14 protein-coding genes are annotated in these 15,391 nt (G+C 68.7%); 6 read left to right on the top strand and 8 right to left on the bottom strand.

Annotated elements, in window-relative coordinates; genetic code table 11:
* Positions 1-273: 273 nt before the first annotated feature.
* Complete coding sequence (locus AB0I66_RS02350; RefSeq protein ID WP_363205787.1) at positions 274-1,830, top strand: hypothetical protein; 1,557 nt, start codon at positions 274-276, stop codon at positions 1,828-1,830.
* 19 nt (positions 1,831-1,849) lie between these two features.
* Here the strand turns inward: AB0I66_RS02350 and AB0I66_RS02345 are convergent, their stop codons facing one another.
* Positions 1,850-3,019 (bottom strand): acyltransferase, encoded by a 1,170-nt coding sequence (locus tag AB0I66_RS02345; RefSeq protein WP_363205786.1) that lies wholly within the window; start codon positions 3,017-3,019, stop codon positions 1,850-1,852.
* Between the two features lie 235 nt (positions 3,020-3,254).
* Between AB0I66_RS02345 and AB0I66_RS02340 the strand changes: the two genes are divergently transcribed.
* Positions 3,255-4,520 (top strand): glycosyltransferase family 4 protein, encoded by a 1,266-nt coding sequence (locus AB0I66_RS02340; protein ID WP_363205785.1) that lies wholly within the window; start codon positions 3,255-3,257, stop codon positions 4,518-4,520.
* Between the two features lie 10 nt (positions 4,521-4,530).
* Here the strand turns inward: AB0I66_RS02340 and AB0I66_RS02335 are convergent, their stop codons facing one another.
* Entirely contained in the window at positions 4,531-5,703 is a 1,173-nt protein-coding gene (locus AB0I66_RS02335; protein ID WP_363206652.1) for an MFS transporter, read from the bottom strand.
* A gap of 200 nt (positions 5,704-5,903) precedes the next feature.
* On the opposite strand from AB0I66_RS02335, the gene AB0I66_RS02330 reads away from it, so the two are divergent.
* Complete coding sequence (locus tag AB0I66_RS02330) at positions 5,904-6,356, top strand: helix-turn-helix domain-containing protein (protein ID WP_363205784.1); 453 nt, start codon at positions 5,904-5,906, stop codon at positions 6,354-6,356.
* Between the two features lie 18 nt (positions 6,357-6,374).
* Here the strand turns inward: AB0I66_RS02330 and AB0I66_RS02325 are convergent, their stop codons facing one another.
* Complete coding sequence (locus AB0I66_RS02325) at positions 6,375-7,028, bottom strand: Type 1 glutamine amidotransferase-like domain-containing protein (RefSeq protein ID WP_363205783.1); 654 nt, start codon at positions 7,026-7,028, stop codon at positions 6,375-6,377.
* A 125-nt stretch (positions 7,029-7,153) separates the two neighbouring features.
* On the opposite strand from AB0I66_RS02325, the gene AB0I66_RS02320 reads away from it, so the two are divergent.
* Together AB0I66_RS02320 and AB0I66_RS02315 are read left to right on the top strand one after the other, a co-directional pair.
* Complete coding sequence (locus AB0I66_RS02320; RefSeq protein WP_363205782.1) at positions 7,154-7,705, top strand: SigE family RNA polymerase sigma factor; 552 nt, start codon at positions 7,154-7,156, stop codon at positions 7,703-7,705.
* Positions 7,702-9,078 carry a PQQ-binding-like beta-propeller repeat protein gene (locus AB0I66_RS02315; RefSeq protein ID WP_363205781.1) on the top strand — a complete coding sequence of 459 codons (1,377 nt, stop codon included), beginning with the start codon at positions 7,702-7,704 and terminating at the stop codon, positions 9,076-9,078. The genes AB0I66_RS02320 and AB0I66_RS02315 overlap by 4 nt, the downstream gene beginning before the upstream one ends.
* A gap of 87 nt (positions 9,079-9,165) precedes the next feature.
* On the opposite strand, the gene AB0I66_RS02310 is transcribed toward AB0I66_RS02315, so the two are convergent.
* From AB0I66_RS02310 to AB0I66_RS02295, 4 genes are all read right to left on the bottom strand, one after another.
* On the bottom strand, positions 9,166-10,224 hold the full coding sequence (locus AB0I66_RS02310; RefSeq protein ID WP_363205780.1) for a vWA domain-containing protein: 1,059 nt from the start codon (positions 10,222-10,224) through the stop codon (positions 9,166-9,168).
* 97 nt (positions 10,225-10,321) lie between these two features.
* Positions 10,322-11,512 (bottom strand): globin domain-containing protein, encoded by a 1,191-nt coding sequence (locus AB0I66_RS02305; protein ID WP_363206651.1) that lies wholly within the window; start codon positions 11,510-11,512, stop codon positions 10,322-10,324.
* An 83-nt stretch (positions 11,513-11,595) separates the two neighbouring features.
* Complete coding sequence (locus AB0I66_RS02300; protein ID WP_363205779.1) at positions 11,596-12,039, bottom strand: Rrf2 family transcriptional regulator; 444 nt, start codon at positions 12,037-12,039, stop codon at positions 11,596-11,598.
* An 88-nt stretch (positions 12,040-12,127) separates the two neighbouring features.
* On the bottom strand, positions 12,128-12,991 hold the full coding sequence (locus tag AB0I66_RS02295; RefSeq protein WP_363205778.1) for an STAS domain-containing protein: 864 nt from the start codon (positions 12,989-12,991) through the stop codon (positions 12,128-12,130).
* Positions 12,992-13,210: 219 nt separating this feature from the next.
* Between AB0I66_RS02295 and AB0I66_RS02290 the strand changes: the two genes are divergently transcribed.
* Positions 13,211-13,744 carry a carboxymuconolactone decarboxylase family protein gene (locus AB0I66_RS02290; protein ID WP_363205777.1) on the top strand — a complete coding sequence of 178 codons (534 nt, stop codon included), beginning with the start codon at positions 13,211-13,213 and terminating at the stop codon, positions 13,742-13,744.
* Between the two features lie 25 nt (positions 13,745-13,769).
* Here the strand turns inward: AB0I66_RS02290 and proP are convergent, their stop codons facing one another.
* Positions 13,770-15,314 (bottom strand): glycine betaine/L-proline transporter ProP, encoded by a 1,545-nt coding sequence (gene proP, locus AB0I66_RS02285; RefSeq protein WP_363205776.1) that lies wholly within the window; start codon positions 15,312-15,314, stop codon positions 13,770-13,772.
* Positions 15,315-15,391: the final 77 nt, after the last annotated feature.

Genomic DNA, 15,391 nt, shown 5'->3' with positions numbered 1-15,391 from the left:
ACGGCCCGCGAATCACCGCGGCCACCACGGGAAAAGGGTGCCGGGACATGGATGTCGTAGGGGACTTGTACTGCGGCCCTTTCGACCAGTCAATGGCGGGGGTGGGCGGTCCGCATGTGCGGCCGGGGATCTTGTGCCGGCTCGGTGTGACCTCGCACCGGGTTCCGCGTATTTCTCGTCGGGGGCGGTGCCGCCGGGGCCCGGCTCTGCTACGCAGGAAGAGGACTCGCGCGGGGGCGCAGCCGGTGCGCCGCGGTGTGCCAAGGGGGAATCATGGCCGACTCCGTACGTCATCGGGAACCGCGGGTGCCCGTGTTCGACCCCAAGGTGAAGGTCGACGTCAGCGAGCAGTGGACGGGCACACCCCGGCACCGCCTGGTCGCCATAGGGGACTCGCTGACACAGGGTTTCCAGAGCGCGGCGGTCTTCAACACGTCCCTGTCGTATCCGGCGATCGTCGCCTACGAGCTCGGCTGCCTCCCGAACTTCCGCTTCCCGCTGTACGGGGGCTTCGGCGGGCTGCCGTTCAACCTCGAGCTCTTCCTGCGTGATCTGGAGGCCCGCTTCGGACGGAACGTGGACTGGTGGGAGGCGCCGCTCGCGCTGTTCCGGGCGCGCAACGTGATGGACCGGGTCGAGGACTACTGGGAGCGGGGCCCTGGCCGGACCGTGCCTTCCACCTCCGCGATCATGCACAATCTCGCCGTGTTCGGGTGGGACCTGCGCGACGCGCTGTCCAAGTCGGCGGACGAGTGCCGCAAGCGGATCGGCACCCCGAAGGACGATCTGGTGAGCCAGATCGTGCAGAACGCCGGCGAGCGCGCCGCCCTGCGCGTGCTGCCCACCCAGCCCCGGACGGCAGGGGCCCTCACCCAGCTGAGTGCGGCGGCCGAACTGGGCAAGGACACCGACGGCACAGGGGCGAAGCACGGCATCGAGACCCTGGTCGTCTTCCTGGGCGCGAACAACGCCCTGCGGGCGGTGACCGACCTGCGGGTGAAGTGGAGCGAGGACTCCGGCTTCGACGACCTGGACGACAAGCGGCGCTTCACGGTCTGGCAGCCGAAACACTTCAGGTCGGAACTGCGCAAGGTGGCGGCGGAGGTCTTCGACATCAAGGCGCGTCACGTCATCTGGTGCACGGTTCCGCACGTCACGATCGCGCCGATGGCGCGCGGTGTGGCGGGCAAGACCCAGCCCGGCTCGCGCTACTTCCCCTACTACACCCGTCCGTGGATCAAGGACCGCGACTTCGACGCGGGCAAGGACCCCAGCATCACCGGCGACGAGGCACATCAGGTCGACGACGCGATCGACGACTACAACGACGCGATCACCGAGACGGTCCGGGCCGCCCGGAAGAAGGGCAAGGACTGGTATCTCCTGGAGACCTGCGGCCTGCTCGACCGCCTCGCGTCGCGCCGGTTCGCCGAGGACCCGCAGGCCCGCCCGCCGTGGTGGCAGCCGTATCCGCTGCCGTCGGCCCTGCAGGCGCTGTCGCCGCCGCCGAACTCCCACTTCCTCGCCGTCGAGGGTGAACGGCGCACGGACGGCGGCCTGTTCTCGCTCGACGGCGTGCACCCGACGACGGTCGGGTACGGGATTCTCGCCCAGGAGGTGATCAATGTGATGCGGCTGGCGGGGGTCCAGTTCTACCGGCCCGTCGGGGGCACGAGCCGCCCGGACCCGGTGCTCGTCGACTTCGACCGGCTGATCCGCCACGACACCCTGGTCAACCGCCCGCCGGCGAACCTGGGTTCGGCGCTGGGCGTCATGGGCTGGGCCGACGAGGCCCTGGATCTGTTCCGGCGGGTGTTCTCCCCGCTCTGATGACCGGCCGGTGCGCTCGCTACCTGGGTGACACGACAGCCGGCTTGGGGGCAGGAGGGAGCGCGGCGGGCTGGGGCGGGTCCTCGCTGAGGTAGGCGCGACGCCAGCGGAGGAAGGGCCGTTCGATGCCGTTGAACGTGACGACGGCCGCGGCCAGAGTGATGGGCAGGACCGCCGCCGTCGCGGTGATGAACGCGTCCACGACCGGGCGCCCCGTCAGCTCGAACCACCAGCGCCGGGAGATGATCGCGGTGACGACCATGTAGTGGAGCAGGTAGACGGAGAAGCTCATCTCACCGACCTTGGCGATCCCCCGCGACACGATCCCCGTCGAGGAGATGGTGGCCACGTAGGTCAGCACCACCAGGGCCCACAGGACGCCTTCGACGTCGACCCAGAGCAGACGTGTGGCGTACCGCTCGTGAAAAGCGTGGGTCTGGTTGAAGGCCCAGATGGCGCCCATGACCAGCGCCGTCGCGGTCCCGACCTTCCACATCCCCTGGAACCGTTCCCGGTGGTGCACGAAGAACCAGGCGGCGACCATGCCGAGCAGGAACTGATCGATCCTGCCGGCGAGGCTGTAGTAGAGCATCGAGTTCACGCTGATGCCGCCGGTGGCCGAGGCCCACACCAGGCCGCGGATCACGGCGACCGCGGCCAGGAGCTTGAGCAGAGCCGCAGGGCCGCGCTTGGTGAGGAGTCTGCTGAACAGCGGGAACAGCAGATAGAACTGCAACTCGACCGCGATGGCCCACCACATGCTCGACACGGCTCCCAGGCTGAGGGAGCCGGGCAGATTGCCCAGACCGACCAGGGACTGGACCACGGCGAGCAGACTCGCCCCCTGTTTGTGTGCGCCGATGCCCAGAACGATCAGCGCGATGTAGAGCGGGAAGATCCGCAGCACCCGGTTGCCCAGGAACCTGCCGTAGTGGACGTCTTTGCCGAGGGTGCCGATGGTGAAGATGAAGCCGGAGAGAACCATGAAGAGGGCCACCCCGGAATGGCCTTCAAGGACCAGAGTCGCCAGCGGATTCTCCGAGTAAAGCCAGCCGTGCGCGTCCCCGTTCGGGGTCTGTCTGAGAAACGGAGAGATCATGTGCGTGCCGTGGCAGAGGAGCACCAGCACGGCAGCATAGGCACGCAAGTGATCCACGGACACGAGGTACTGCCGGTTGCTGCTGCGCATGAAAGGACGACATCAGCACCCGAGCGGCCGATTCGGTACATGCGCACGAGTCCCTCCATATTGCCCGATAATTTCACTCATCCGAGGGGGCTGCGCCGCTCTGCCCGCCTTTCGCTTCTCGCAACCTTCCCTCGGAACTGTCGTTGGCATGACGAGTGGCCCCGTCTGTGCGATTTCCGTTGTGCCGGGGCCTTGGCGACTCCTCATGGAGTGCGGCTACGGGAGCCACGGCACCTTGCACATCTCATTTCTCATCCACAATTCCTTCGGTTTCGGCGGCACGATCCGCACCACCATCAATCTCGCCAACGCGCTGGTCGAACAGCATGACGTGGAGATCGTTTCGGTCTACCGGCACAGGGACGCACCCGTGTTCCCCGTGCACCCCCGCATCCTGCTCCGGCACCTGGTGGACCTGAGGAAAGGGACGCCGGGGTACGAGGGCGACCTGCCCGAGGCCCAGAAACCCGCTGCTGTCTTTCCCCGCAGCGAGACGCAGTTTCCGTACTACAGCGCACTGACCGACCAGCGGATCGCCCGGCACCTGGGAACTCTGACGAGCGACGTCGTCGTGGGCACGCGGCCGGGCCTGAACACACACATCTGTCTGCAGGCCAAGCGGGGTCCGCTGCGCGTGGGCCAGGAACATCTGACCTTCAGCAACCATCCACGGGCACTGCGCATGACGTTGCGTCGGCTGTATCCCCGGCTGGACATGCTGACGACCACAACTCAGGCGGACGCGGAAATCTACCGGAAGAAGATGACGCTGCCGGGCGTGCGCATCGAGGCTTTTCCCAATCCCGTCCCTGCGCCAATCGGAAACCCACCGAGCAGCAGGGACAAGGCAGTTGTCGCTGCGGGCAGACTCGTCCCGCCCAAACGGTACGACCTTCTCATCCGGGCCTTCGACCAAGTCCGCACCGAACGCCCCGACTGGGTTCTGCGCATCTTCGGACCAGGAATCGCGGGCGGCCACGGAACACAACTCCAGCGCCTCATCGAGAAATTGGACCTGCAGAAACATGTTTCTCTCCTGGGCGCGGTCTCGCCCCTTGATCCCGAGTGGCTCAAGGCGGGTCTTGCCGCAAGCGCCTCGGACCACGAGTCGTTCGGCATGACCATCGTCGAGGCGATGCGGTGCGGAGTGCCCGTCGTCTCGACCGACTGCCCACTGGGGCCGAGAGAGATCATCTCGGACGGCGTCGACGGGCGTCTCGTGCCCATGGGGGACGAGAAGGAGCTCGCGCGCAACCTCCTGGAACTCATCAACGACGATGAGCTCCGGCAGCGTATGGCCCAGGCGGCACAAGCCTCCTCGGCGCGATACGAGCCTGCGCTCATCGCCGACCGCTTCGCCGACACCTGCGCACGGCTGACGGGGCGGGGCTCCCCGGCCGGGGCGTTCAAGGCCGTCGCGCACCAGACGCGAGGCTCGGTGATCGGCGCGGCCTACGGCCTCAAGGACGCGGTGAAGCAGAGGCTGCAGAGGTCCCGCTGAGTCACATCCGTCAGCCGTCTCCGGGCTCGCGTCGCGTCAACGCCCACAGTGCGAGCCCGAGGCAGCTGAACGTGCCACCCAGCGCGCATACGGCACCCCAGCCGGCCACCGTGTAGAGGGAGGTCGCGGCGATGGCACCGGTGGCGCTGCCGACCGAGTAGAAGACCATGTACCCGCCGATCAACCGGCTGCCCGCGTCCGGGCGCAGCGCGTAGATCAGGGTCTGGTTGGTGACATGCACCGCCTGCACGGCGAGGTCGAGGAGGATCACCCCGACGACCAGGGCCCAGAGCGAGTCGCGGGTGAACGCCAGGGGCACCCACGAGAGGGCGAGCAGCGCCAGGGCGAAGCCGGTGGTCCGCCGGGAGAGCCCGCGGTCGTTCAGGCGCCCCGCCGCGGTCGCGGCCAGGGCGCCGACGACGCCGATGAGCCCCAGTGCCCCGATCGCGCTGTGGGACAGGGAGTACGGGGCCTCGCTGAGCGGGAGCGCGACGCTGCTCCACAGCGTGCTGAATGCGGCGAAGATCAGCAGGCCGAACAGGGCCCGAAGCCGCAGCAGTCGTTCCCGCGTGAACAGGGTGATGGTCGAGCGCAGGAGCTCTCCGTAGCGCAGGGCCGTGGTCGACGGGGCGTCGCCGCGGTGGGGCAGTACCCGGTAGAGGATCAGGGCGAGCAGTGCGGTGAGCGACGCCGATGCGAGGTAGACGGAGCGCCACCCCGCGAGGTCGGCCATGAGCCCGGACGCGGTGCGGGCGAGCAGGATGCCGATGACGACGCCGCCGGTGACCAGACCGACCACGCGTCCGCGCTCGGCGGGTGGGGCGAGGGATGCCGCGAAGGCGACCGACGTCTGGGTGACGACCGCGAGAAGGCCCGTCGCGGCCATGCCCGCGAGCAGGATCGCCGCTGTGTGGGCGGTGGCGACCACGACCAAGGCCACCACCAGGAAGAGGAGTTGGGCCACGATGAGGCGTCTGCGGTCGGCCATGTCGCCCAGCGGCACGAGGAAGAAGAGCCCCAGGCCGTATCCGACATGCGTGAGGGTGACGACGCTGCCGACGAGGGCCGGGCTCATGGCGAGATCGTCGCCCATAGTCACCAGGAGCGGCTGGGAGAAGTAGACGTTGGCCACCGAGGCCCCGCAGGCGACGGCGAAGAGGGTGATGACGCCACGGGTGAGGATGAACGTGGAACCGCCCTTCCTGCTTCGGGACCTGGGCCTGGTGCTGGACCTGAGGCCGGACATGGGTGCCCCTTTCGCGTACTGGTTGCATCTTGCTACCACTGATGGCGAGGGCGAAGGTAGCGCTTGTTGGTAGCATGTTGCAACCGTCGTGAGTGTCGGTGAGATGCCCGTGAGAGTCAGTGAGGGACGAGGACGCCATGGTGACCAGGACGCGTTTCGACGACAGTGATTGCCCGGTCGCCCGGTCGGTGGACGCGATCGGTGACTGGTGGTCCCTGCTGATCGTGCGGGACGCCTTCGACGGAAGCCGTCGCTTCGGGGAGTTCCAGCGCAGCCTCGGGGTGGCGAAGAACATCCTCACCGCGCGTCTGCGGAGCCTGGTCGCGGGCGGGGTCCTGGAATCGGTTCCTGCCTCGGACGGCAGTGCCTATCGCGAGTACGTCCTGACGCCGAAGGGCAAGGCACTCTTCCCCGTCATCGTCGCGCTGCGGCAGTGGGGCGAGCAGAACTTCTTCGACCCCGGCGAACCCCACTCACAGTTGGTCGACCGACGGCAGGGGCGTGGCCTCCGCCCGCTGGAGGTCCTGTCCGCGGACGGACGACGGCTGGACCCCGACGACACCACCGTTCACAAGCTCTCCGACCGGTGACGGCTGCCGGGAGGCGTGTCAGACCACGCGTACGTCTACGCCGTCGATGACCAGGGCCTGGCCGTCCCGCAACGTCCGATGCGCGACCCCGGCCGCCCGGTAGTCGGCCGCCACGACGCCACAGGCCTCCGTCTCGGGATGGCCCGGTGAGTCGACGTGGGGGACGACCGCGTGGTCGAGGACCCCGAGGCCGTCCCAGACCGCTGGTTCGCCGTACGTCTCGGGCACCACGTTCGGGTCGTCGCAGGCCTCAAGCCCGCGCAGGTTGGGGGCGAGGACGCACGCTCCGGCGCTGTATCCGGCGTAGACCAAGGCATCGCGCTCCAGAAGGGCGGTCACCGCGGCGTCCGCACCGCTGCGGGCCAGCGCGTAACGCAGCATGAACGAGTTGCCGCCCCGTAGCCAAAGTGCCGGGAAGCGGCTCAGCGCGGCCTCGGCTTCGGCTGCGGGACGGTCGAAGAAGTTCCGCAGGTCCAGTTCGCTCGGCCGCAGTCCCCACGATGCCAGCGCGGCGATCTCCCGCTCCACGCCGGCCTTGCGCGTGTCCTCGGGCTGCTCGTCCACGGCGTTCGCGATCACCGCGATCTCAGGTCGCACCCCGGCTCCGCCCAGTAGTCCGAGGAGTTGCTCAGGGTGGTCGCCGAGACGGAACGACGAAAGGTACAGGCGCATGCCCGGACCCTAATCGGCGCTCACCCGGGCCGCACCAAGATTTTCTTCGCACATAATCTCGTGCGCCGAGGGATAGCAGGGGGCGGGCCATCGCGTCGTGATGGTTGCGAAGAAGGGGAGGGTCGATGGAGGCCTCAAGTCACGACGAGTTCCGGGAGTTCGTAGCGATGCGCTCCACCGCGCTGCTGCGGCTCGCGGTGCTGCTCACCGGTGGGGACCGGCATGCGGCGGAGGATCTGCTGCAGATTGCGCTGATGAAGGTCTACGGACGCTGGGCGCACATCGAGCAGCCCGAGGCGTACGTCCGCCAGGTCCTGTACCGCCAGCAGGTGAGCCGCTGGCGGCTGCGCAGACATCGCGCCGAGACGACGGTGCCCGTGCTGCCCGAGTCCGGCGGTGAATCCGGCCCCGAGTCGGACACCGAGCTGCGGATCGCGCTCTGGGCGGCGCTGCGTCGGCTGGCCAAGCGGCAGCGCGCCGTGGTCGTGCTGCGCTACTTCGAGGATCTGCCGGAAGGCGAGGTCGCGGCGCTGCTGAGATGCCCGGTCGGCACGGTGCGCAGTACCGCGCACCGCTCGCTCGCCAAGCTCCGCGTGCTCGTCCCGGAGCTCGGGCCCGAAAGGCCCGTGGAACAGGCGCAGTCGCTCAGCTACACGCCGAAGGAGATGCAGGGATGACGACGGAGCGGGTGGAGGAGAAGGTCCGGGAGACGCTGCACGCGGTCGCCCTGGATCAGGTGCGCGCGCCCGGGGACCTGGTCGAGAAGGTGGAGCGGCGGCGCAGTCGGCGCCGTGTCTCGCAGGTCGCGGGGGCGGCGGTGGCTGTCGCCGCGATCACCGTGGGGGCGTTGTTCGGCTTCGGCGGCGCGGGTGCGACCGACGACGACCGCCCCGCACGGCCCGCGGTGTCACCGGAGGGCTGGAAGCCGTGGCAGAAGGACGTGGCGGGTGCCGCCGAGCGGGGCTGTCTGGTGGACGGGTCCGCGCTGTACTGCGCCGGGTCCAAGTTCGACGCCGCCAAGTTCGACGCGAACACCGGCGAGCGGCAGTGGACGGTCAAAGTCAAGCGCGAAGGCAGCGGGATGGACCACCCGTTCGCCGTGCGCGAGGGCGTGGTCTACGCCTACCGCAACCACACCGCGAAGAACGAGCCGAGCGGCGACTACGCCGGTGGCACCGACCTGATGGCGGTGGACGCCGACAACGGCGACGTGCTGTGGACGGTCGAGATGCCGCAGGACGACCGCACCGACCAGGCCGCGATGCTCATCGACGGCGCGGTCCTCGTCAACACGCCGAACCTGCGCACGATGTCGGCCCTTGATCCGCGGACCGGCAAGGAGAAGTGGCGCCACACCTGGGACAAGGGCGTCGCTTGCCAACGTGCGGTCCTTGGCGGCGTACCCCATCTGGCGTGCATGCCGGACGTCGAGAAGCCGGACAGCAGCGACATCCTGCGGCTCGATCCCGCCACCGGAGACACCAAGAAGGTCGCCACGCTCCCCGGCGGGCAGCAACTCATCGGTACCTCGGGGGACCGCATGGTCCTGACCGAGGCGATCGACCGGACAAGCGGCTTGGACTTCCCCGCCCACCGGGATCTGCGGCTGACCACCATCAGCGGCTCCGGCAAGCAGACCTCGCACTCTTATCGGGTCGACGGGCACCTGGCCGTCTTGGAGGTCTTCGGCGACCGCCTGATCACCGTGAACTGGAAGGCCGAGGCCTCGGCGTATTCGCTGACCACGGGAAAGACTCTGTGGACGGGTCCGGTCGGCATCAAGCTGCCCGGCAAGGACACCATGCGTGAGGTCGCCTCTCCCGTGGTGTCGATGGCACAGGGGGTCGTGTACTTCCACGGCGAGGACGGGGGCTTGTCCGGCCTTGATCTGAGCACGGGCGAGCAGGTCTGGCGTGGAGACGTGGACTTCGGCGAGCCGAAGCAGGGGCCCGGCTACTGGAGGTCGTCGCAACTCCTGCTCTACAAGGACGCGTTGGTCGCCCGGAAGGGAGGCGAGATCGTCTCGCTGCTGCCGGAGGTCGGTCACTGACCTCGCCGAGGGGGCGGGCCGGGGCGGCATTTCTCGCCCCGGCCCGACCCCATTTGCTGCCAGATTTCAGATTTCGGATCTCAGGTATCAGAGCATGATGAGCAGGCGCGTCTTCGGCTTGAGTTTCCTGTTCACCGAACGGCTCTGTACGTAGACCTCCAGCTTCGGATTGTTCCCCGCCTTCACCGAGACCGTCCCCTGAATACCGGTCCCGAAGAGAAGGCTGCGCGCCGCGTCTCCCGTATAGGCGCGATCGGTGTCCTTCTCGACCACGATGACTTCCTTGTTGGGCTGGACCTGGGCGCGGGCACCCAACTGGTAGTAACAGGAACCGCGTTCATAGGCCACGCCCGGATGCGAGTCGACGAAGGGGCGGATCTCGACTTCCTTGTCGACCTTCAGAAGCCGGTACTTGTCGGCCGGAATGGGTTCGAGATTCGCCCGTACTTCGTCGACCGATATGTCCTGGCCGACGGCGAACAGGTTCTTCGTGCCGCGCACGCCCTGTTCGCGGGCCCGGAGGAAGCTGGTGGCTGCGGCGCGCACGGTGCCGATGGCCTCCTCGACGCCCTCCTGGGAGTCCGCGTCCCAGATGGCTATGTTCCCGGCCGGGAAGCCGTAGTTCTGTGCCGTCCGCTTGGCCAGCGAGTTCGGCACCAGGATGGCGGACGTCCAGTGGCCCGGGAGTCCGCCCATCTTCGCCGCGATCTTGTCGAGCCAGGGGCCGAGGATCTTCATGTCGCCGTCGTGCCGCCTGTCGCCGCCGGAGGCGTTCTCCTCGCCGTCCGTCACCACGATCTGGAGGAAGCTGTGCTCGCCGTATTCCTCCCAGATGTGTCCCAGGTCGTCCAGGGACTTCAGCGAGGCCTCGATAAGTGCCGTGGCCCCATTGTTGACTTGGTAGAGCCCCCGCATGGACGGAAGGTGCTTCACGTCCATGTCCCAGACGAGATTCTCCACCCTGTGGTCGAAGGAGTAGAGACTGATTCGGGTCTCGTGTCCGAGGCTGTCCGATTCGGCCTTCAGACCCGACACGAACTCGTCCACCACACGAATGAGTTGACTCTGATGAGGGCGCATGGAACCCGAACAGTCCACTACCAGCGCGACGTGATTCACCTTGTGCTGAATCCTGTTGGCGGACATGTTTCTGCTCCTTCTCCGAGGGCTGCTTCCCGAGTGATTCCACTCTATGGGGAGGCACTGACAACGCCCCTTGAGGAACCGTCACCGGCCGCCGTCGCTAAGGCCTGGCGAGCCACAGGTCGGGGCCGAACACCTCGTAGTGGATGTCGGCGGCGGCAACGCCCTTGTCGAGGAGCTGTCCCCGTACCGCGCGCATGAACGGCAGTGGGCCGCAGAGGTAGGCACGGGTGCCGGGCGCCAGGGGTACGTCGGTGAGGTCGACTCGGCCGGTGTGATGCGCCGAACCGGCCTCCTCGTACCAGAAGTGGCGGGTGGCGGACGGGAGTTTGGCCGCCAGTGCCTCGTGGTCGGCGCGCAGGGCGTGGCTGTCGGCGGAGCGGTCGGCGTGCACGACCGTCACGGGGCCCGGGTGCCGCGCGGCCGCGAGCTCCTCCAGCATGGCCAGCATGGGCGTGCAGCCGATGCCCGCGGAGGCGAGCAGCAGGGGTGCGTCGCCCGGTTGCAGGACGAGATCGCCGTAGGGCGGCGAGATGTGCAGCAGGTCGCCCGGGCGGACATGCGTGTGCAGGTGGTGGGAGACCTCTCCGTCGGGGTCGCCGCCCTCGCCGGTGACCCGCTTGACCGCGATCGCGCGGGTGGTGGCGGAGGGTGCGCCGATGAGGCTGTACTGGCGTATCTGCCGTGCTCCGTCCGGCAGTTGGGCCTGGACCGAGACGTACTGTCCGGCCCGGAAGGCGGGCGCCTCGCCGCCGTCGGCCGGACGCAGCAGGAACGAGGCGACGTCGGACGACTCCTCGGTGCGGTCCACGACTTCCCACGGCCGCCACACGTCCGCGTCGGCCACGCCCCGCTCCGCGTACAACTGGCGCTCGATGGCGATCAGGGCGTTGGCCATCAGCCAGTACACCTCGTCCCAGGCGGCGGCGACCTCGGGCGTCACCGCGTCACCGAGCACCTCGGCGATGGCCTCGAACAGGTGCTGGTGCACGACCGGGTACTGGTCGGCGCGCACGCCGAGCGACGCGTGCTTGTGCGCGATCCGGCGGAGCATCACGTCGGGCCGGTCGTCCGGGTGCTCGACCAGGTGGGTGGCGAAGGCCGCGATGGAGCCCGCGAGCGCCTGGCGTTGTGTGCCGGCCGCCTGGTTGGCGCGGTTGAACAGGCTGCGCAGCAACTCGGGGTGGGCCGCGAACAGTTTGCCGTAGAACCGCTCGGTGATGTCCTCGATGGCGGCGCCGACGGCGGGGAGCGTGGCACGGACAACGGTGGCCGAAGGCTCGGTGAGCATCGACGACTCCTTAATGTGCATATGAGATTCGTATTTTTAGGTGTGAGGAGTGTGCAGACGCCCGGCCGTCTGCGGTGGTGCGCTCAGTCAGCTCGGGGAGTGGGGGAGAGGGAGATCAGCAGCGGGCCGGTGGGTGCCTGGGTGAGGTCGCTGAGGGACAGTGGATCGAGCGAGGCGAAGAACGCCTCCTGTGCCTGGCGCAGCGCGCCGCGCAGGCGGCACGCGGAACGCAGCGGGCATGGCGTCGCCCCGTCGCAGTCCACGACATCGCCCGGTCCCTCGAGTTCCCGCACCAGCCCGCCGACCGAAGCGTCACGCCCCGCCGAGGTGAGGGCGAGTCCGCCGCCCCGGCCGCGTCGCGCTTCGACCAGTCCCATGTGCTGCAGCTTGGCGACGACCTTCGCGGTGTGCGTGTACGGCACCTCCATGGCGGCCGCGACCTCGCGCGTGGTGGGCAGTTCCCCCTCCTCGACGGCGAGGCGCATCAGTACGCGCAGGGCCAGATCCGTGAACCGTGTCAGCCGCATGACCGCACGCTATAAATGTTGCATCTGAAAGGCAAATTAAGTGGAGGAATCCAGCCTCGAAGGAGCCGCTCAGGACATGTGGAGCCGCTCAGCACAGGAAGTGGGCGGCGCGGGCGAGTCCCTCCAGGGCGCGGTGCTGCTCGCGCGACCACCGCCCCGCCCGCTCGTGGTGGGTGGACACCACCCCGATCAGCGCACCGTCCCCGGAAGTGATCGGAACCGAGACGCACGCGCCGACGGACGCCTCCTCCAGCACCTCCAGTGCCGGGGTGCCGACGAAGAACGGGCAGGCGGCCACCTCGTCGACGATGACCGGTCTGCGGTCCTGCGCGGCGAGGCCGCACGCGGTCTCCTGGTCCGCCACCGTCTCGAAATAGGTCAAGAACGGGTGCTCGAAGCCCCGTTGGGCCACGATCCGCAGCAGGCCGCTCTCCGCCTCGTACAGCTGGGCGTTCCCCATCGGCGCGCCGGTGATCTCGAACGCCGCCGACAGTGCCGCGGACACCACCGACACCCGCAGGTTCCGCTCGCCTTCCGACAGGGGTGCCGTCGCCAGTTCCCGGACGATCCGCAGGCCCTCCGGGTCCCCGCTCAGCCGCAGCGGACGCAGCACCGCGCTGTGGGCACGCTCCACCACCAGGCTGCCGCCCGCCGTGGTGGCCCGCCGCCGGGCGTCGAGCAGCAGGGCCACTCCGTCCGTCCCGCAGAACGTCACCCGGCTCAGGTCCAGCAGAACGCGGGGGGCGGGTTGCTCCATGGCGCGCCGCAGCTCGCGGTCCAGGACCGGCACGGACGCCACGTCCAGCTCGCCGGCCACGCGGAGGGTGATCCGACCGCCCGCTCCGGCGACGCCGACCCGTAGATCCCGCGACGGCGGGGACCACTCCGTCCGCGCCCCGCCCACGAATCCGCTCTGTGTGCCCATGCCCGCGAAGCCGTTCCCCGTGCCCATGTCCGCCCACGTTAGGGCCGGGGTGACCCGTGCGGGGGCACTTCACCAGGCCGGTCTTCTATGGTGCAGATCCGGCCAGAAACGAGCAGCCTCGCCAATCCCTCACAGCACGTTTGTCACCTCACGGTGAAGCCGAACGCCTCGTCGGCCACCTAGGCTCCGGCATGCGCGCGAGCTCGACGCCAGACGCGCGCGTCGCCCCTCTCGAACGGAGCCGACATGGAGTATCCGGATCTCTCCGCACTGCCCGTCGAACTGCAGGAGGTCGTGACCTCGTACGGATCGCTCAACGTCTTCCGGATGCTGATGCACTCACCGTCGCTCGCGCCGGGCGTGCTGACGCTCGGTGACGCGGTCCTGCAGCACAACTCGCTGCCCGACACCTTGCGCGAACTCGCCATCGTGCGGGTCGGCCGGGTCTACGGAGCGGCCTATGAGGTGCACCACCACGAGAACATCTCCCGTCTCGTCGGCCTGGGGGAGGAGGCGATCACCGCCGCCGAGACCGGCTCACCCGGGAAGCTCTCCGGCCCCGAAGCCGCTGTGTTGGCCGCCACGGACCAGCTGCTCGCCCGGCACACCCTCGACGAGGCCACACGGGAGGAACTGCTGGCGTTCCTGACGGTGAACCAGCTCGCGGACCTCGTCGTCACCGTGGGCTTCTACCAACTCATGTGCGGCTTCCTCAACACCTTCGAGGTGACGACCGAGGGCGAGCCCTCCGCGCCCTACGGTGAGGTGCCCCCGCGTTAGGGGGCGCGGGGAGCCGCCGCCCACGTCAGTCCCCGCGCCTGCGGCCCTTCGTGGAGTCGCCGCGGCCCCCGCGGGGGTGCCACAGCCGCAGCCATACGTCCCGTGCGTGGCGCCCTGCCTCCGTGCGGCTGCGCGCGACCATCTCGCGGGCCTCGTCGTGCGTCTCGACCATCGGTCCCGAGCCACGCAGCGGCCGGCCCGCCGTCTCGTGCAGGAAGAACGTCGCGACCAGGCCGATCGCCCCGGCCACCATCAAGTAGAAGGCGGGTACGAGCGTGTTGCCCGTCTTCTCGACCAGGAAGGAGGCGAGCAGCGGGGTGGTGCCGCCGAAGAGGGAGACGGAGATGTTGTAGGCGATCGACAGGGCTCCGTACCGCAGGCGCGTGGGGAACAAGGCGGGCAGGGTCGCGGCGGCCGTGCCCGCGAAACAGACCAGGAGCAGGCCGAGGATGGCGCAGCCGAACGCGGGCAGGAGGATGCCGCCCTCCCGGATCAACAGGAAGGCCGGAATGGCGAGCGCGATCAGAGCGATGCTGCCGCCCATGAACATCGGGCGTCTGCCCCACCGGTCGGAACTGCGTCCCACGGTGGTGATGGCGAGAGCCACCAGCAGCATGGTCCCGAGCACCAGCAACTGTGCCGTCGTGTCGCTCTCGCCCAGTGTCACCGTCATGAACGTGGGCAGATACGACGTCACCATGTAGTTCGTGACGTTGTAGAGCAGCACAAGTCCCATGCAGATCAGCACGGCCTGCCAGTGGCGGGTGAAGATCTCCTTGAGGCGTCCCTTGCCGGACTGGCGTGCCTGCTCGACGGGATCGTCCTCGCCCCCCTTGGTGCCTTCCTCGCGCTCGGCCGCGGCGCCGGCCACCTCCTGTTGGAAGGCGGGCGTCTCCTCCAGCTTCAGTCGCATGTAGAGGCCGATGAGGCCGAGCGGCCCCGCGATGAAGAAGGGAATGCGCCAGCCCCAGCTCTCCAGTCCGTCCGTCCCGAGGGTCAGCGTCAGGACGGTGACCAGACCCGAGCCCAGGGAGTAGCCCACGAAGGTGCCGAAGTCGAGCCAGCTGCCGAGGAAGCCGCGTCGCTGATCGGGCGCGTACTCGGCGATGTAGGTGGTGGCACCGGCGTACTCGCCGCCCGTGGAGAAGCCCTGCACCAGACGGCACAGGAGCAGCAGCAGCGGGGCGGCGAAGCCGATGGAGGCGTACGAGGGCAGCAGGCCGACCGCGAAGGTGCTCGCGGCCATCATGATCATGGTGGCCGCGAGCACCTTCTGCCGGCCGATGCGGTCGCCCAGCGGCCCGAAGACAAGACCGCCCAACGGGCGGACGAGAAAAGCCGCGGCGAATGTGGCGAACGTGGCGACGACCTGCGCCCCGGGCGAACTGGAAGGGAAAAAGACTTTTCCGATCGTGCCCGCCAAATAGGCGTAGACGCCGAAGTCGAACCACTCCATGGTGTTGCCGAGCGCGGCCGCCGTCACCGCGCGCCGCACCTTCGGGCGGTCCGAGACCATCACGTCCTCGGCGCTGAGCGTCTTCTTCCTGCGGCGCAGCAGCGTGCGCGCCATGCGGTCGGTCTCCGACCGTGAGGTACGCGTCGATTCCGTGTCCGGTCCCCGGGGCCGCCGGGATTTTCGGTGCGGCA

The sequence above is a fragment of the Streptomyces sp. NPDC050439 genome (assembly GCF_040655335.1).
In the GTDB taxonomy this organism is placed as follows: domain Bacteria; phylum Actinomycetota; class Actinomycetes; order Streptomycetales; family Streptomycetaceae; genus Streptomyces.
The sequence above is the reverse complement of the archived record's forward strand: the minus strand, read 5'-3'. Positions and strand labels throughout refer to the sequence as shown.